The 18,294-nt window shown below is 36.1% G+C and carries 14 protein-coding genes and 1 tRNA gene; 12 read left to right on the forward strand and 3 right to left on the reverse strand.

The window, feature by feature from the left end; genetic code table 11:
* The first annotated feature begins 36 nt into the window (after positions 1-36).
* The 5 genes from SLH51_RS20520 to SLH51_RS20540 all read left to right on the forward strand — a co-directional run bounded on the left by SLH51_RS20520 (position 37) and on the right by SLH51_RS20540 (position 7,704).
* On the forward strand, positions 37-1,077 hold the full coding sequence (locus tag SLH51_RS20520; RefSeq protein ID WP_335963392.1) for a TolB-like translocation protein: 1,041 nt from the start codon (positions 37-39) through the stop codon (positions 1,075-1,077).
* A gap of 92 nt (positions 1,078-1,169) precedes the next feature.
* Entirely contained in the window at positions 1,170-2,741 is a 1,572-nt protein-coding gene (locus tag SLH51_RS20525; protein ID WP_335963393.1) for an extracellular solute-binding protein, read from the forward strand.
* 188 nt (positions 2,742-2,929) lie between these two features.
* A complete protein-coding gene (locus SLH51_RS20530) occupies positions 2,930-5,248 on the forward strand; it encodes an AraC family transcriptional regulator (protein ID WP_335963394.1) in 2,319 nt (772 codons plus the stop codon).
* Positions 5,249-5,314: 66 nt separating this feature from the next.
* Positions 5,315-7,426, forward strand: a complete 2,112-nt coding sequence (locus SLH51_RS20535) for a hypothetical protein (RefSeq protein ID WP_335963396.1) — start codon at positions 5,315-5,317, stop codon at positions 7,424-7,426.
* A 205-nt stretch (positions 7,427-7,631) separates the two neighbouring features.
* Positions 7,632-7,704 (forward strand) — tRNA-Val (locus SLH51_RS20540).
* Between the two features lie 145 nt (positions 7,705-7,849).
* On the opposite strand, the gene SLH51_RS20545 is transcribed toward SLH51_RS20540, so the two are convergent.
* On the reverse strand, positions 7,850-9,022 hold the full coding sequence (locus tag SLH51_RS20545; protein WP_335963397.1) for a site-specific integrase: 1,173 nt from the start codon (positions 9,020-9,022) through the stop codon (positions 7,850-7,852).
* Between the two features lie 3 nt (positions 9,023-9,025).
* Complete coding sequence (locus tag SLH51_RS20550) at positions 9,026-10,141, reverse strand: hypothetical protein (protein ID WP_335963398.1); 1,116 nt, start codon at positions 10,139-10,141, stop codon at positions 9,026-9,028.
* A 121-nt stretch (positions 10,142-10,262) separates the two neighbouring features.
* Here SLH51_RS20550 and SLH51_RS20555 point away from each other — a divergent pair, with 121 nt between their 5' ends.
* The 7 genes from SLH51_RS20555 (at position 10,263) to SLH51_RS20585 (ending at position 14,016) form a co-directional block, all read left to right on the forward strand.
* Positions 10,263-10,448: a hypothetical protein gene (locus tag SLH51_RS20555; protein ID WP_335963399.1), complete on the forward strand. Its 186-nt coding sequence runs from the start codon at positions 10,263-10,265 to the stop codon at positions 10,446-10,448.
* 7 nt (positions 10,449-10,455) lie between these two features.
* Complete coding sequence (locus tag SLH51_RS20560) at positions 10,456-10,677, forward strand: helix-turn-helix domain-containing protein (protein ID WP_335963401.1); 222 nt, start codon at positions 10,456-10,458, stop codon at positions 10,675-10,677.
* 4 nt (positions 10,678-10,681) lie between these two features.
* A complete protein-coding gene (locus tag SLH51_RS20565) occupies positions 10,682-11,275 on the forward strand; it encodes a CHC2 zinc finger domain-containing protein (protein WP_335963402.1) in 594 nt (197 codons plus the stop codon).
* A gap of 3 nt (positions 11,276-11,278) precedes the next feature.
* On the forward strand, positions 11,279-12,580 hold the full coding sequence (locus tag SLH51_RS20570) for a YfjI family protein (RefSeq protein WP_335963404.1): 1,302 nt from the start codon (positions 11,279-11,281) through the stop codon (positions 12,578-12,580).
* 92 nt (positions 12,581-12,672) lie between these two features.
* Positions 12,673-13,044, forward strand: a complete 372-nt coding sequence (locus SLH51_RS20575) for a hypothetical protein (protein ID WP_335963405.1) — start codon at positions 12,673-12,675, stop codon at positions 13,042-13,044.
* A gap of 169 nt (positions 13,045-13,213) precedes the next feature.
* Positions 13,214-13,447 carry a hypothetical protein gene (locus SLH51_RS20580; RefSeq protein ID WP_335963406.1) on the forward strand — a complete coding sequence of 78 codons (234 nt, stop codon included), beginning with the start codon at positions 13,214-13,216 and terminating at the stop codon, positions 13,445-13,447.
* Positions 13,447-14,016 (forward strand): hypothetical protein, encoded by a 570-nt coding sequence (locus SLH51_RS20585; protein WP_335963407.1) that lies wholly within the window; start codon positions 13,447-13,449, stop codon positions 14,014-14,016. Before SLH51_RS20580 ends, SLH51_RS20585 begins: the two co-directional genes overlap by 1 nt.
* Before the next feature lie 398 nt (positions 14,017-14,414).
* On the opposite strand, the gene SLH51_RS20590 is transcribed toward SLH51_RS20585, so the two are convergent.
* Positions 14,415-16,637: a glycosyltransferase family 2 protein gene (locus SLH51_RS20590; protein WP_335963408.1), complete on the reverse strand. Its 2,223-nt coding sequence runs from the start codon at positions 16,635-16,637 to the stop codon at positions 14,415-14,417.
* Positions 16,638-18,294 lie beyond the last annotated feature (1,657 nt).

Raw genomic sequence — 18,294 nt, forward strand, 5'->3', positions numbered from 1 at the left:
TTGCTTTCTAAATAAAAAATGAAAGGAAGTTGATTAATGACTATTCACAAGGTTGATAATAAACCATTTGAAGGACCTCATGTATTAGACGATCCACCTGAATATCATCAGAAATTGCTAGATTATGGGGAGCGCCCCTATTGGTCACCTGATGGGAAGCGGATAGCTTTTATAGATAACAATTATGGAGATGCTTGCGAAATTGATATTGCAACAAGAAAGGTTACAAATCTCACGAAAAACTTAGGGGAATATCATTCCTTTTTACGTGTTCTCTATCTACCTAACGGCGATTATATTTTAATTGGGCCAAAGGAGTTTAAAGACCGTAATGTGAGTCGTCATATAGAGTCAGAATTGTGGATTATGGATAAAGATGCGAAGACATCACCGAAGCCTTTAGGGCGAAGAATCTCTGAAGGGTGTGGTGTATCGACTACGACCAATCTAATTACGTATTCAGTCCATGGTGGAAATGATCCGAGTATTGGTAGCCGTCAAGATTTTAAATGTTTTGTAACAGAAATTGTTTACGGAGAACATGGACCAGAGCTAGGTAAAGAAAAGCTAATCTATGAAAATAAGCGCGGGAGAGCACCTGAGCCACAAGATTTTCGTCATAATGATACAGAAGTCATCATGGCTGAATATGTAGGAAGTCCATTTCGAACACCTAATAATTGGAACTGTGTGGTCAAAGGAGTCAATATTGAAACTGGTGAGGTGCGTACGTACATTGATGAGCCACTCACTCATAATGAGCCAGAAGGGATCTTTCCTGATGGAGAGCATATTTGTTTGGAATCTTCATGTGATCATGAAAATTCATATCCGCCGATTGATCTATGGAAGTTAAAGTTAGATGGAACAGGGAGAAGAGTTAGGATGACAGAGATGATTCATCATGTTCCTTGGAGAGCAAGCAACTCAAATGTCAGCCCAGATGGCAGATGGTTAGCGTATATGGTTAATACGTATACAAGTGAAGCCGGGTTTGGAATGGGGCTTGGGCTAATGAATTTAGAAGCATGGGAGAAAAGTGAGAAAGCGCAGAAATGGGAAGCCACAAATGGCTGATAACTTTAATAAGAATGAAAACTCTTAAAGGGGGGATGCCAAAAGGCTAACTAATATGTTTCAATCATTAAATAAGAACTAGGAGGGTGACAATGAAAACGAAAACGATTAGTAGAAGAAAAATGGTATGGCTGTATTTATTGTTTGCTATTATGATTAGTGGATTATTAGCTGCATGTAGTGATACAGAGGAGACCGGGAGTCCTAGTCAAACTCCGAATGAAAATGAAGGAACAGTAAACGAAGAAGGCGCATCAGAAGAGGAGCCTCTTGAAATCAGCATGATCCTTCCTTTATTTGAAGAAGTACCAGATATGAATAATCATTTTTGGACTGAATTTCAAAAAAGAACAAATACCGTTTTAGATATTGAATGGGTACCATCAGGAGACTTTTCTACTAAATTTGATCTCGTATTATCTTCTGGAGCCCTACCTGATGTTATGTGGGCGCCAAATGTCAATGATCCAAATTTACTTAGAGCAATTAACAACGGAGCTTTTACTGAAATTGGACAATATTTAGGGGATTTTAGCAACTACCCGAATCTCAGAGACAATGCAGCACCTAACGCATGGCGTTTTGTCGATAGAGATGGTGAAATATATGGTGTCCCTAGGTTTCGACCTGCAATTGACCAAGGGTTGAAAATACGAAAAGACTGGTTAGATAATTTAGGGTTACCGATCCCAACAACGTTAGAAGAATTTGCTGATGCACTAGAAGCCATTGTAACGCAAGATCCAAATGGAACTGGTCAAAATGATACGATTGGTCATGTCCACTCATATGGAGGGACAGGGATCCACGCAGCCTTCGCTGCAGGTTTCGGAGCACTAGATCCTGCATATGATTCTGATGGTGGAATGATTCATTACAATTTGCATCCTGGTTTTGTAAAAACAGTTGATTATTTTAGAGATTTATATGAGCGTGGTGCGCTTCCGAAAGAATTTGTGACGATCAGTCAAACACAAACACAAGAATTATTCGAATCTGGCCAAGCTGCATCATACATCCGAAATATTTGGCGTGCTTGGATGTTTGAAGAATCAATCCAAAGGACAGATCCTGAAGCTGAAGTTGTGATTGTAGAGCTTGAAGGACCAGAAGGCCCGGCAGTCCAGTTGGAATCTGGAGTTTATGGTGCGCTTATGCTTTCCAATCAACTTTCAGAAGAAAAAGTAAAACGTATTTTGGATTATTTTGAGATGACGAATACAGATGAATTTTTTGAAATGATTTTCTTTGGAATTGAAGGAATTCATTATGAGCTAGATGAGAGTGGCGAGCGCGTAATGAATGAGGTTGGTGATGTTGAGATCGGAACATCGGTTCAACAACCCCTACCATTAACTTATAATGACTGGTGGAAGTCTTATGATAAGAATGCACCAAAAGAATACAACGAAACAGTACTAGAAGATACCGCACATTATAGTGAAGTAGGGAAAGTAAACCCATTTGCGTACTTGACAGCGCCTACATGGGTAGATACATGGCCAAGGTATCAAAATGAATGGGAAAGTAGAGTAGTGGAAACAATCGTTGGGAACATGACGATGGATGAATTTGAAGCGTATATTGAAAGTGTACGAGAAAAGCCTGAAATGAAACAAGCGTTTCAAGAGTTTGCAGAAGCATATGAAGCATTCTGGAAATAATGTATAAAAGTGTATTAAATCCCCAAAACATTCGAAAGAATGATTTGGGGATTGCCCATGTCATTTACTTAATTAATAGAAAGAATTAAGTTCGTAGGGAGGAAATCAATATAAGACTAGAGAATACACAGAAAAAGAATATAGAAAATTCAGAACAAAAAATGTAAAAGTGAAGTCGGTGGTGAATAATGGCAAGCTGGCTAAAAAACATTTCAAAATTTTTTAATCATGAGAAGCGAAGTCAGAGTAAGTACTTTTATCGTTTAATCTGGATCGGATGTATGTCTGCATGTATTCCAGTCGTATTAATCGGAGGACTCTACTACTATTTAGCAACTAATTCATTAACAGAGCAAATTAAAAGCGACACTCAATCTTCTTTAGTTTTATTTAAGGAGCGAGTGGAGAGGATCTTACAAACGATAGAACTAGAGTCGCATCAGCTCGCAACAAATCACCTTATACGAGATTCTTTTTCGACTCCTTTTTTTCAAGAGAGGTTAATTAGTCACCGTGAGATTCTTGAGCAACTAAAGGTCCGAACGCTTGAAAATAGTTTCATTAAGGAAATCTTTTATTATAATTATAAGAACGATTTTGTATTATCAAATGAGTATGGTTATATTTCAACTGATTCATTTCGATATAAAGAGGATATTGAAATGATTATGAACGCCAAGCAAGATGTTGGGTGGTTGAATTTACCAATAGCTGGTGCGGAAGGAAATATATCGTACGTACGAAAACTGCCTATTTTAAAGTCAGGAAAGCCACAGGGGTTACTAGTTATGCAGGTGGAAAAAGCTCCATTTCAGGATTATTTTCCGACCCAAAAGCATCAATCATCTTTCATTCTTGACCATCAAAATGAGATTCTTTTTAAGGATAATGAATCACCTTTAAATACTTTGTCAAAAAATGTAAGCGCTTTAAATTCGATTATAAAAAGCGAGGCAAATCACGGCATATTTTATTCGAAAAACGAGAATGGAGATCGTTTATTATATACGTATGATGGAAGGTCGACTTTTGGTCGTGTTTATATTTCGATGATTCCACAATACGCTATTACAGAGCAATTAACCTGGTTTCGTTGGATGATCGTTTCCTCAATTTTTGTCTTTTTAAGTATCGGTATTTTACTCTCAGTTTACAATACTAAACGTGCATATAACCCGATTAAACAATTAATGAATTATAGCAAATCGTTAAGTAAGCAGGAGGTAGCTTCAGCTAATGAAGGAGAGTTATCGGTTATAAAAGATTGTTTGGAAACCCTTAATCAGGAAAAGCAAAAATTAGGGACGCTCGTCGATCAAATGGAGCCGACAGTAAGAGAATGGTTTTTCCAACAAATATTAGAAGAAAAGTATGTTTTAAATGACAACTTTTATCGCAAATGTGAAGGTTATCATATTCCGATTCAAAGTATATATGTTGTCATGACCATTAATATTGCTGATTTTGGTGATACAAAGCGCTTTTACGATGAGGATAAGCCAATGTTCTTTTTTGCTATAAAGAACATTATTTTAGATTTAATTCAAAACGATCCTTCTTTTGATGAAATAGAATTGAACTATTTACAAGATAATCTCGCCATTGTATTTCGATTTAAAGAAGAAATACCTAGTAGTCAAATAAGAGAACAACTTCAAGGTTTTTCTAGCAACCTATTTGATTCTGTTCAAACGTCGTTATCATTGGCGATTTCAATTGGAGTCGGAGGAACATATTCCCATGTGAGTGATTTGTCTAAGTCGTATCAAGAAGCGTTGCTCGCTCTGCAATATCGCATCTATAAAGATCCGGAAACGGTACTATTCCTTGAAGACTTTGAAACGTCAAAGAAAAAAGGAATGTTCTTTTATCCCAGGGAGTTCGAAACGAGAATTATGGAATCACTAGAAGTGGGTGATCTGAAAGAAGCAGAACAAACATTGAATGAGTTCTCTAAAGCAGTATCATCCTTTGAATCCTACAACAGTATATATCAATGTTTTCATCTCTTGCTTTCTTCTATAATTTTTTCCCTGGAGAAAAAAGGAAAAAGTATCATTGATATTTTTGAACCGGATTTATTCGGACAACTAAAAGCGATCCAAACGTTAGATGAGATTAACAAGTGGTTTATGAACGATTTATTCCCTCTATACCAATCATTAAGTGATGAATCAGATATGTCGAATGGAAGCTTAGCTGTTAAGCAAATTTGTCAATTTATTAATGAAAATATCTCACAAGACATTACACTAACACAGTGCGCTGAAATGGTGAACTTCACTCCGTCTTATTTGAGTCGACTCTTTAAGAAGGAAGTAGGCATGAACTTTCGAGATTATGTGTTAATGAGGAAGGTAGAGATGGCTAAAAGTCTATGTGTTGAAACAGACTCAAAAGTTAGTGAAATTGCTGATGCTGTTGGGTACTCTGAACGAAATTTAAATCGTTTATTCCAACGGTATGTTGACATGACATTAAGCCAATATAGAAATAATCATCGCTAATATGTAATGAGAGAACATGGCAATTCTTATTGCCCGTGAAATAAAAGAGACTTTGTGGAGGGTTATATGAAGATTATTTATGATCATCGTGATCGTATGATTCTATTCGGAGTAGACCAGATAAAGAAAAGCTTGCAAAAGCAAGGAACGGAATACGTTGAACAGTATGAAACATTTACAAAAGCTGTGATTCCCTCTCAAGGAATCGTTATACGAAAGGCAGATAAGAAACAACGACAAAATTATGAAGCTGAGTCGTTTGGTATATTCTGTACAGGCAATCTTATCATTATTGAAGGCATTGATTCTCGCGGTGTCATGTACGGATGTTTGGAATGGGCAGAAAGGATTAATAGAAATGCTATGCTAGAAGATGGTAGTGAGATTTATCAAAAACCAGCTCTATCTATCCGAGGTATAAAATACAATTTGCCTTATGCTCCTTTTGATGAAGGGGATCCATTGCTGCTAAATGAGAATACTTGCATGAATATCAATTTTTGGCGAGCGTATCTTGATATGCTTGCTACAAATCGCTATAACTGTTTAAGTCTCTGGTCGGAACACCCCTTTCACCTGTTGGTTACATCACCAAAGTACGAGGAAACAAAGCCTTTTTCAAAAATTGAGATCGAACGCAATATTCATTTTTTTAAAGAGTTAATTCAACATGCAAAAAATAGAGGGATTGATGTCTATTTATTTACGTGGAATATTAGAATAACACCGGAAGTGGCAAAAGGGTTAGGGTTACCAGAAGCTGTCGGAGACTTCGGAAATATGTATGATTACTTGATACACCGAGTTGGCACAACGTTAAATCGGTTTCGGAGTCAATCTGAAACAATTAAAGACTATTTCCGAGAAATGGTTTTACAAGTATTATTAACATATCCAGATCTCAAAGGGCTAGGTACATCCGCAAGTGAATGGATGGACGGAAACGGCTATGAAAGAGAGAGATGGATTACGGAAACGTATATCGAGGCTATCAAACAATCTGGACGAAAAGTCGATTTCATTCACCGGACAAATATGCAAAGTGCGGGGAAAGAAATAAAAGAAATTGTTCAAGATCAATTTGAACCCGAGGACTTCTACATTAGTTGGAAATATTCGAATGCTCATTGTTATTCACATCCAAACCCTAAATTTGAAGAGTATTGGAATGCTTGGGAAGGGATCGACCTTGAAAAAACGCAAATCCTCTATACAGTTAGGAATGATGATGTTTTTACTCTGCGCTGGGGCGATCCTGATTACGTCCGTGCATACGTAAAAGGAATGCAGAAGCCATATGTAAAAGGGTTTTATTGGGGAGCAGACGGATACACATGGGGAAAAGACTTTCAACATATTGACTACGGTCATAAAACATGGACGTATGATTTTGAAAGACATTTGTTCCAATTCCAACTATGGGGAAGACTTTCTTATAATCCAGACGTTTATGACGATGTATGGGAACATTTACTTAAAGATTATTATGGCAAAATGCATGCTGCGTCATTTCTAGAAGGATTACGTCAAGCTTCTAAAATCATCCCTGCTGTGAATCGGTTGTATTGGTTAGATTATGACTTTCAATGGCATCCGGAAAGTTGTTTGTCACAAGTAACAGGTTTCAAGACAATTCTTGATTTTGTTAATGGAAAGCCAATGCCAGGTGTTGGTGTAATGGGAATCGATGAATTTACTAGAGCTGAGCAAGAAGGAACGTTAACAAAGGAGTTGGTTCAGTTCCAAGAAACTCCTTTAGATATTATTGATATTTTACATGAATCTACTAAACAAGTAGAGTTGATTACTCATCAATTGAACCGAAGTCTTAATGAGGAGAAAGCAGGACATAGCCACTGCACGCTCATTGATTTACAATCTTGGATAGAGCTAGGTCGTTATTATAAGTTGAAATTCCATGCTGCGCTGGAGCTGAAGCGATACAGTTTCAATGGAGATCGGCAACATAAATCGCTGGCAGTTTCCTTATTAGAACAGGCTTGTCTTCATTGGGAACGGCTTGGCCATTATTGGAGTCTTCATAATAAACCATACTTTATGGCGAGAGTGAAAATGACTTTTGGGTATCCTTACTATTTAGAGGATGTGCAAAAAGATGTAGTGAGAGCGAAGCAATTTGAAGGAGAAGTAATGAAGGTTGTTAAGGAACATAAGTAACGAAAGTGGTTTTGGAATGGGGGGATTTGGCAGAGATTTTCAAGCCCCCTCTTTTATTACCCGACTTCTATGTAGATGTTGTAAGACTTAAAAGGGGAATTGTACAAAAAAACATGTGAAAGCTTTCAGTTTTACAATGAAAACGTATTGACAGTTAATGACACATCATGTATATTAATAAATGTCGCTACACTATTAACAACATGATCCGTTAGCTCAGCTGGGAGAGCGCCACCTTGACAGGGTGGAGGTCACTGGTTCGAACCCAGTACGGGTCATTATAACAGAACGAGAAAAGTCCTTGGTATAGAGGGCTTTTTTTGTATAACAGGAAATTTGTTTTGGAGTAATACAGATGAATTGGTGGCAGATTGGTGGCAAATTCTATCAAACTAAATCATATTAAACAGGCTTAGGCTTGTTCTATTTTGTTTTTTTTTGGTCAAACAAATTATCAAAATGAGTTGCTGCTACTTCATCGGCACTGTCCAAGACGTGACCATATATATCCATCGTTGTCCCGATCTTTGAATGTCCTAAACGGGCGCTGATGACTTTCATATGGACACCTTGATTTATAAGCAGTGCAGCAGAGGTGTGTCGTAGCTGATGAAATGTAATATGAGGTAGTTCATATTTTTTGAGTCTCTTGCTCCACCAAGAAGTAACACTTGATGGATGCATTGGCTTCCCCTCATCTGTGCTAAACAGTAAAAAGCGTTCACCACCTTGCCAGCGATCACCATTGCGCAGCTTTTCTCTATTTTTGATTTGTTTGTACCGCTTTAATTGCTCGACGACACCTGATGATAATGAAATTGTTCGAATGGAGTTTTTTGTTTTAGGTGTTTTAAAAATGTGTCCATCTTCCTTTGTGTATGTTAGCGTTTGCTGTACATATAATTTTCCTTTTTCTAGATCAAAATGATTCCATTCTAAAGCAACGATTTCCCCACGACGCATTCCTGTCGTGATTGCTAGAGTAACAATCATTTTCCACTTCATATCCTCTTTCCTTAAATGCTCCATCAGCACTCTAACTTGTTCGTCATTATAGACATTAGATTTCTTTGTCTCGACTTTAGGCTTTTTAACGTTCTCAACAGGGCTTGTTTTAATAACTTGCCATTCAACTGCACGTTTAAAAATGTTTCGAAGGATACGATGTATATATTGAATTGTACCGGATGAGAGAGAACCTTCTTTTCCATCACTTCTAGAGCCGACTTCATTCAATGCGTCCAAGAAAGAAATAATATGAAGAGGCTTGATTTGATCAATTTGTTGATGCCCAAAAGTCGGCAATATTCTATTTTTTAAATGAAGAATGTAGTTTTGGTAGGTGGCTGGAGCAAGTTGTTTTCTAGCGTATTTCACTTTCCATTCTTCAACGAATGCTTCAAATTTCATTTTGTTAGGAGCGATATATTCTCCAGCTTCAATTTCAGCTACAAACTTAGCTAACTCTTTTTTAGCTTCGGTTTTTGTTTTGCATTGAACAGTTGTTGTTCGTCTTACTCGTTTACCTTTTTCATCGAATCCTGCATTAACAACTAAACGAAATGAATCTTTACCTCTCTTTTCCACGTAAGCCATTTTCTAATCTCCTTTTTTCTCTAATTCTAACCATTCTCTAACTAATTTGGGGGATACCCCACAATGTGAAGCGACTTCTTCTATACTTTTCTTATTTTTTAGGATGTCTCTGATGCCCCTACTTTTCCGAACGCGAAATGTATTTCCGCAACTATTATGATATAACCAATCAGTTCTTTTTTCTGTGACGTTTTCCCATAATTGACAAACAGCACATCGTTTATATTTCTTTTCTCCGGTTAGTGATTGATAGAACTGAAACCACATCGCACTTAATAAGTTATCAGGTACAACATATTGTTTTGGTTCATTCTTTTCATCTAGTAGTATTCTATGATGTACAGGGGATTGCTCTAACTTTTTATTAATAATATCAATTAAAGCGATTCTTGCCGGGAGAAGTATTTCGCCTGGCTTTGTTGACTCCATAATATGCTTACTATTGGTCCGATTATAATCTCGAAATGAGATGTCGTAATCGAAACAAAAACGCTGCTCTTCTTTTGGTAATTTACGAAATAATTTAATATTATCCAATTCACCTAGCGCAACATTAAAACCCCCTCCATTATCGTACCAGTTAATGACTTGAGATAATTTTCCTACTTCTTCATTTTGTAACCATCCCCACAACCTAGTAGCATTTTTCATAAGCTTTATTTCTGTTGCCCAGTAAGAAAAGGGTTCACCGATAATATAAGAGTACTTTTTTTCTTTGCTAGTTGGAAAAATCAATTTATATTGTTCTTCTTTTGAGGAAATTTCTACGGAAGGCATAAAAATGATCTCCTCTACATTCAGTAAAAACCCATGATTAGTCCATAACTTGCCGAACTTATTGGCAAACGCTATTATTCCATCCAACGTAGTTTCAGTATCAGCAAACTGTAAAAATAAAGTTGGACAGTCTTCAAACGGAAAATATGACATTTCAATGATTGTTTCAGGGTTTTCTACTAATAAGGGTGATGATACATATTCCTTTTGTGAAATTTTTTCTTCTATTCCATGAACTATTCTTTTTGGGGGAACAGATTCATCATCCCACTTGAAACCATAAACTGGAACTTGCCATGAAAAAAATGCTAAATCTCTAAACTCTCCAAAATCATACTGCAATATTATTCCTCCTTATGAAACGGTTTTGAAACGCTTTAATTAGTTACAATGCGTTTCGTTTATGTGTATATTAATGATAACACCACACCCATACATTATCAACGTTTAGGAGGAAATTACTGTGAACTACTATGAACGTAACCGTGACATTAGAAAAGCAAAAGGGAATATTCCAAGCTGGGTTATAGCTGAAAAGTTAGGAATTCATGAAAACTCGTATTACCGTCTGCTAAGAAAGGAATTACCCGGAAATAAAAAGGACAAGATCTTAAAAATAATTGAAGAAATAAAGTCTGAACAGGAGTGAGGTTTTTATGAATAGAGGAACAATTACCGTTAAAGAAGCTGCATCTTACATTGGTGTATCCAAAGATTTAATTTATCAGTTAGTAAGAGAAAGTAAGCTTCCACATGTAAAGGTTGGTCGTAGGATACTATTTAGAAGAGAAGTCATTGATCATTGGATGAATAATCAAGAAGCATATTCTATTCAAGGAAAAGAAGGTATCAATAGTCTTAGTGTTGATAAGGAATGAATAAATGTCGGGTGCATTAATTGAAATGATAAAAGAAAAAGTCAATGTAGAAGATGTCCTAGAAACACATCTTGGTGTGGATATACGTGGTATTAATACTGGAAGAAAAAGCTTTAATGTTTCCTGTCCATTCCATCTAGATAAGCATCCCTCCCTTACAGTATGGACAAGTACAAATCAGTGGAAATGTTGGGCGGGTTGTGGTTCTGGTGATGTAATAAATTTACTAGCGTTGGGAATGGGCATCTCTAACAATCAGGCTATCATGTTACTTGCCAGGGATTTAGGAATTAATAAAAATGTTGAAGTGCCAGCTGATTATACTTACAAGGCTAATAAACGTCTTTCTCAAAGGAGAGCGTTAAATAGTTTTAAAAGAAGGCATAATGAAGCATTTACTCGAGTTTTGCTAATTGAGCAAACAATGAAGGGAAAGATTCGTAATTTTACAACTGTGAAAGAAACTGAAGGTAACCATTTAATGTATCATTACTTGCCTTACCTTTCTAATCTACTAGATTTATTAGTTGAAGGTGATTTTGAAGAACAAGTCGATACGGTTCTACTTGTTGAACATTTATTGGAGGGAGAAGAATGATCTATGAATAATGACAAAGTTTCGATATTACAGAGTAAGGATTTCTTGAAAGATTTTGAAAAGGAAAACGTACTTCCATTTAGGGAGGAATCAGTTGAAGAAGAATTTGAACTAAAAAAAGATGATTTTTCTGCAAGCCTTGATCATGAGGCGTTTCACGGAATTGCCGGCAAAGTGGTGAAAATGATTGAACCACATACAGAAGCAGATAATGCAGCTCTGTTAATTAACTTTTTGGTTGGATTTGGAAATTTATTAGGAAGACAACCACATTTTGTTGTTGAATCGAAGAAGCATCACGTTAGATTATTTGCAGCTTTAGTTGGGAAAACATCAAAAGGACGCAAAGGCAGTTCGTGGGGCCACATTAAAAGAATTCTTGAAAGAGTCGATAGTGGGTGGGCTTTAAATCAGATAAAATCAGGACTCTCCAGTGGTGAGGGATTAATTAACCAAGTAAGAGATGAATTAGATGAGGAAGAGCTTCGGAAAAGTGATAAGAGGTTACTTGTTATGGAGGAGGAATTTGCAACGACCTTAAGGGCAGCAGAGCGACCTGGTAACACTCTAACTGCCCTCATCCGTCAAGCTTGGGATACTGGTGATATTAGGACGTTAACCAAGATCCCTTTAGAAGCAACAGATTCACATATCTCTATTATATCACATGTAACTAAAGAGGAGCTGAGAAGATACTTAACTAGCACCGAGATCGGGAACGGATTTGCAAACCGGTTCTTATGGGTTATTGTACAGCGCTCAAAAGTGTTACCTGAGGGAGGGAAGTTTCATGAAGAGAATATTGACAACTTAGTAGAAGAGTTAAATTCAATTGTTAAGTTTAGTTATCAGGTTGGCGAACTAAAGAAAGACGAACAAGCAAGGGAAGCCTGGGCAAGAGTTTATGAGGGACTTTCTGAGGGGGTTCCAGGATTAGTAGGGGCTGTAACAAGCCGAGCAGAAGCGCAAACAATGAGCTTGTATGCTTTATTAGATAAATCACCTGTAATTAGGATTGAACACCTAAGAGCTGCACTTGCAGTTTGGGATTACTGTTTTTCGAGTGCGAGATATATTTTTGGACAGGAATTAGGCAACCCGATTGATGATGATATTTTACAAGCGTTGAAGCAAAGAAAAGGAAACGAAGGCTTGACAAGAACAGAGATTAGTAAACTTTTTTCAAATAAACGGAGAAAAGAAGAATTAGACCAAGCTATAAAACTTCTTATTGATAACAGCTTTGTTAAAATATTGACAGAAAAAACAAGTGGAAGACCGAAAGAAAAATTAATTCTTCTATAAATGGGAAAAAAGCGGAAAAAGGAGAAAAAGCATGCCTACTTGGATTTCTGAATATAAGAAGGTTTAACCTTGGCGTAAAAAGGAGGAATAAGATGGTTTTTTTACAAATGGTTAAAGATGTTAAGTATAGCCATAACAATAAATTCTCTTGCATTCCTATGGATAAGGAAACAAAAACGGAAACTTTTTACCAAAATGAAAATTATGATGAATTAGCTCGTTCTATTGGGCTTGTAATCGGGGTGAGTGGGGAGTGCTATTTTGTAACATTAAATAGTAGTTCGCTATTCAAAACGACAATCATTTTTGTGGAAAAGGTAGATGGGATGTGGGAAGCGAGAAGAGAAACATTTGTTAAAGGAAAACGTTATGCGGTCGGTATAAGGAATATCATGATCAATACTGATTTTAAGTTAGTGTTAAAGCAGGTAAAGTATTATTTACGCTCTATAAAAAAAGCTTAATTAGCTTATTTCGATCTCTGAAAATATTTCTTGGGCTGATTGATAGCTTTTTTCTCCTAATTCCCTTATTTAGCCTAAAGAGGTTGAATTGTATTGAAGTTAACAAAAAAATGTATTGAAATAAATGCTGAACCCGTTGAGTTATAGCCGTATTAGGGAGGGATTGCAATTGGCTCCACTTTATAAAAACGAAGTGAGGTTAAATAAGCCTCAAGACGTTAGAAGAATGTTATCTAGGGTGATTAATCACTTATTAACTACTGGCGAAATGACCAATGAGAAAGCAAAGGCCATAAATGCTTTATCTAACACAACACTGAAAAGTATGGAGATGGGGGAGTTACAGGAAAAGTTGGAGCAACTCAAGGAAGTCGTGCAAAAACTGGAGGAGAGTGGTAAATAATGAGTGTTAAAACTAATTTAAATGCGATGAAAAGAATGAACGACAAGATGTATCCGAAATTAAATGCTGATGATCGATTTAAAATGGTTATTAAGACATTTGTTAACGATGATGAGGTGCAACGTGACAAGCTTGTCAAATCATGCCCGAAGGCTACGTACTCCGAGTCAGAACACGCTTATACAGAAAGAATTGAGGCTTCTAGGGATATTGTTACAGTCTTTATAATTCAACTATTAGAATACGACAAAATAATTTCCATTATGAAAATCCTTAATGGATTCCATATTAAAGAACAAGAGTATAAAACTGAAATGAAACTATTTACTGAGGTCAATGCATTTCTATTAGCATTTGAGACGTTTTGTAGGGAACACGTGGGAATTGATTCAAAGGACATGATTCAGGCTTGGTACGGTTATGATGAAAGGTTTATTAAAAAAATTGAGAATATCAAGCAACTTTTAGATTTATATCCAATTTATCCCGATTTGGAATTAAAAGATCTTTGGTTAAAAAATGTCTTTGTAAATGAATGGAACAATCGAGTTAAGCCTGTTAATCTTTAAATTATTTAAACTAGTAACATTTAGTGACTCTAGATTTGCATTGGCAATTAAATATCAAAAAACAAAAAAGCAACGTCCGCTAAATTTTTCCGATGTTGCTTATAAAAGCCTCCAAACTCTAGTAGTAGGCAAAGATTAAATTTTTCTTGTCATCTTTCTCTAAATAGAACTGAAATCGAAAAGAAAAAGAAAAAGAAAAAGAAAAAAAGAAAAAAGAAAAAAGAAAAAAGAAGCTAGCCAAAGACCATTCCTTACCGAATGGAATTAGCTAACGAATGGTATGGCGTAATTTGAGAAACTCGGTTTGATTTAAGGGAAGATGATCAATATATAATCAATTTTTATAAATGAACTGAACTTATAATCCGGATTTGTTGCAGCAGTGGAAAAACTTTGACCTAGTCGTATATATTATTAAAATTGTACATACTTAAACGATCAAAAATGTCCATATTTTCATTGACATATAAAGGCTCGCTACATTTCCATGTTCCCTCATCATCTCTAATCCAACAAGCTAATTTATTATTGACCTTTCCAATAAAACAAAGTTTATGGTTTTCTAGTTGAATGAGATAGATTGGCTCTGCATCTATTTCCGTTACCTTTACTGGGCCATGCCAGCTTTGTGATTTTGATTGGTTATCTCTCCACCAATGAACGATTTTCCCATCTGTGGTTGAGGTAATAACTTCGAAATTTTTATCAGAACCTTCAAAAAATAATGGATTCCCTTTTACATTAGTAGTAAAAGTTTCAGTTTTGTAATATTTCTTCCCATTCTTATAGTAGTGACTAAGTTTGTTTTTTTCTCGAGCAACCAGTTCTTCACAACCGGAATTGGTTAAAAGAGGAAGAGCAGGACTATATGATAATGGATCCTGATTATACCAAGGATATTTATCAATCCGATATCTTGATCGGTCACTTTCATTGTAATGAAGTGCATAGATTAAATTACGTGTTAGGTCATTATTGTTACGATTTATTGGATGACACAAATAACTGTTAGGATATTTGTTATAGGTAGCAATAAAGTCTTTGATTGTAAAATGTGGGCGGTAACGAATTGTAGTTGAGTCAGGATACGGAAATCGTTTGTACTTAAAACCGAAAGTTCTTAACATGCCGATTATTATTACCTCATCCATGCCAAACACGTGTGTTGCTTGTAATGAATTTTTTAATTCCTCTAGCTTTTCATATTTTAATAAAGCTTCGATCAAAGGCTTACTAATTATTTGGCATACATTAAATACTCGGTAACAGGGATCAATGCTAAAAAACTGTTTCCACATATTTTGTTCTTTTTTTAAGTTATTCAAAAGGTATGCTTCATCATCTAGTGTCTTAATATCAATTCCCATATAATCTACGTCTGCCATTTGCTCTTCAATATATTTTTCAAAACCAGACCGATAGAAGAGGACATCACAATCTAAGTTAATTAAAAAATCAAAATGTATATCATTTTCTTGCAGCCATTCCATTATCTCTATTAAATAAATTGAAGTGAAACCATATTTTAATTTTCTGCTATAGGGATAGGTAAGGACATCATTATCTAGATCATTAACTAAATTGGGGTCTTGTCCGCCATTAAATATAACTAATAAGCTATTAGGACAGAAAAATTTTATATTCCTTATTAGTTGTTTAATAAGTTCTTTATTTTTATATACGAGTATTGCAAAACATATTTTTTTTGATGTGAGACTCTTATCGATTGAAGTATTATCAGTAAGTTCATTTTCACTAATTTTTGCATGGTTGCATAAGACCTTTTTTAATACATGGTGGTCATAATTTTGATAAAGATTGTTTTGGGTAAGGATTAGTTGTATCCATTTGATTGTTTCGGCTTTTTTCATTATTTTTTTATTGGCGAGTTGTATGTGAAGTTTCATTTGTTCATTTGTAGGCTCGATTCCAAGTTCTCTTAACTGTTTTTTTCTTACCATATCTGCAGTATGATTTTGGACGGTATTATTTACTTCTGAGATTTGACCTGAATGTACTCGGTACAAAACGAGTACTTCATTAAGATTTATACATTTTGTAACTTTTACCAATTCGCGCCATAACTCATAATCTTCAGCGTGTATTGCCTCTGGATTATAACGAAGGTTGTAGTCGTCTAATACTTTCTTTCTTATCATTACTGATGGATGTATAAAGGAACAATGGAATAGTAATCGGCATTTAATTTCCTCAGATTCAAATGGTAAGTACCATTTGTCTGTAGTTCCAGCAACTTTGCCAATACCAGCTCCACACAATCCAACTTCAGGGTGATTCTCTAAATAACTAACTTGTTTTGAAAATCTATCAGGTAATGATATGTCGTCACTATCCATCCTAGCAATATATTCTCCACTTGCTATGGAAATTCCATAGTTTAAAACGAATACGAGGCCTCGGTTTTTAGGAAAACGTATTACCTTAATTCTGTTATCCATTTTTTTATATTTATATAAAATGTCGGTACTGCCATCTGTAGAGCCATCATCTAATAGAATTAATTCAAAATCGGTATACGTTTGATTTAAAATACTTTCTATTGCTTCACTGACATAGTTAACTCTATTAAATACAGGTAATATGACTGAAATTTTTGGCATTTCTCTCCTCCTCATGCCTGTTTGCAAGACAAAATTTATAAAGAAACAAAGAAAAAAATTTATTACACATTATATGGTGAAAATGTAAAAGTGTGTCTACCATGGTGGACAATTAGAAGCAGTTTATGCAGGATATTATTGTTGCATATCAAGGTTGCGCTAGCATAGTTGCGTTCGCTGAATTCCTTGAAAAGCTGATACTCCTTTTCAAAAGCAACTGGTGGACAGACCAATGGCTGGGTAGGGGGACGTATAAAAAAAAGTAAATCTCAATGTTTATGATAATATAGTACGTTTTGTAGCGGCTTCATGACTCTGTTTGTTTTGCGGTTTTGAAGTGTCCCTAGAATCCATCCATTGCAGTTGAGTATTGCGGTCGGAATGAGCCGGTAGTGCGGAGTTTAGAGCCACCATTTGCAGAAGTTTGAGCCACTAAGTGCGGGGAAGAGAGCCACTATCAGTATAGGCTACTCTACTGCATATGTAGAGTAAATCCGCTAGTCCGCCACCATTGACTTAACTTTTGTCCGTGTCGTGGATCTATCGCGAGTGTGGCATAAATAATGCCTAATAGGCATAGCTGCTCAAACATGATAACACGGACAAATCGATTCTAAGCATCCGCTGGTGGGGCCCCGCCCCCTTCCAACGGATGCTAAGAATCGGGCGTTACAGTCAATGGCAAGCAGCTACGCTGTGGCTCTGTGTTCCGCAAATGGTGGCTCTTTTATCCGCAATGAATGGCTTAAAACTCCGCAATCGCGGCTCAATTCATTCGCAATAATCAGCAGCCTGTTTTTTGTTTTACGAAAGTCAATGCAACTTCATTCAATTCAGTGAAGTTGTTTTTCTTCAGTGTGTCCAGCATGTATGCAATCTCTAAGTGGAAGTCCCGAACTGCGAAGGCAGAAGTAGTAGTTAGCTTAACGCAAGGGTGTCCATGGTGACGTGGAATGTTTAGGAAGTGAGTAGCAAATCTCCGATCTGAGGAACACGAACTTCATATGAGGCTAGGTATCATTGGATGAGTTTGCTGTACAAAACAAAGTCCTTTCTGTGGAAGGTGATACAGAGTTAAAGAAGCAGATAGATGGAGAGAAAGATTGTACTCTTACCTGGGGAGGTCTGACTGTAACTCCAAGCGCACTTGGTAACATATTTAGTAATAAATAGCTGAACAGTCAAAAGTCAGCACAATACTAGATAGAGCCCTTGACAACCAATACTGGTCAAAACAAGGGCTCAAAAGTCTATCTATGAGATATCAAATTTTACTTTAGACTTAGATGAAACCGATGTATACGGAACCGTAAGTACGGTGGTGTGAGAGGTCGGAGGTTAGTCACCTCCTCCTACTCGATTAAACTTTAGAAGGGGTGTTCAATAAATTTCGTTAATTTTTGTTGGTGGAAATGGCATACTCTTTTCTGCCATTATTTTGAGGACCACCTCAATCGCATTACTAATCGGCTGTAAATCCTCCATTATAAATACTCATCCTTTCATTTAAGAGAGAGGATAAGTATGCTTAATTATTGGGGGGTTAAAATATAATTCCTTATAAATATTAGAAAAATGTACACTAGTGTTGCATAAATGTTGTTTGAATTTTCAGTTTAGTTATCTATCTTGTTTAGAGCCAAAAAGGTAAATACCC

The organism is Halalkalibacter kiskunsagensis (genome assembly GCF_037027555.1).
In the GTDB taxonomy this organism is placed as follows: domain Bacteria; phylum Bacillota; class Bacilli; order Bacillales; family Bacillaceae_D; genus Halalkalibacter; species Halalkalibacter kiskunsagensis.

Coding starts and splice junctions, on each gene's coding strand:
- SLH51_RS20520 (WP_335963392.1), top strand. CDS start 37: ATGACTATTCACAAGGTTGATAATAAACCATTTGAAGGACCTCATGTA.
- SLH51_RS20525 (WP_335963393.1), top strand. CDS start 1,170: ATGAAAACGAAAACGATTAGTAGAAGAAAAATGGTATGGCTGTATTTA.
- SLH51_RS20530 (WP_335963394.1), top strand. CDS start 2,930: ATGGCAAGCTGGCTAAAAAACATTTCAAAATTTTTTAATCATGAGAAG.
- SLH51_RS20535 (WP_335963396.1), top strand. CDS start 5,315: ATGAAGATTATTTATGATCATCGTGATCGTATGATTCTATTCGGAGTA.
- SLH51_RS20545 (WP_335963397.1), bottom strand. CDS start 9,022: ATGGCTTACGTGGAAAAGAGAGGTAAAGATTCATTTCGTTTAGTTGTT.
- SLH51_RS20560 (WP_335963401.1), top strand. CDS start 10,456: ATGAATAGAGGAACAATTACCGTTAAAGAAGCTGCATCTTACATTGGT.
- SLH51_RS20565 (WP_335963402.1), top strand. CDS start 10,682: ATGTCGGGTGCATTAATTGAAATGATAAAAGAAAAAGTCAATGTAGAA.
- SLH51_RS20570 (WP_335963404.1), top strand. CDS start 11,279: ATGAATAATGACAAAGTTTCGATATTACAGAGTAAGGATTTCTTGAAA.
- SLH51_RS20575 (WP_335963405.1), top strand. CDS start 12,673: ATGGTTTTTTTACAAATGGTTAAAGATGTTAAGTATAGCCATAACAAT.
- SLH51_RS20585 (WP_335963407.1), top strand. CDS start 13,447: ATGAGTGTTAAAACTAATTTAAATGCGATGAAAAGAATGAACGACAAG.
- SLH51_RS20590 (WP_335963408.1), bottom strand. CDS start 16,637: ATGCCAAAAATTTCAGTCATATTACCTGTATTTAATAGAGTTAACTAT.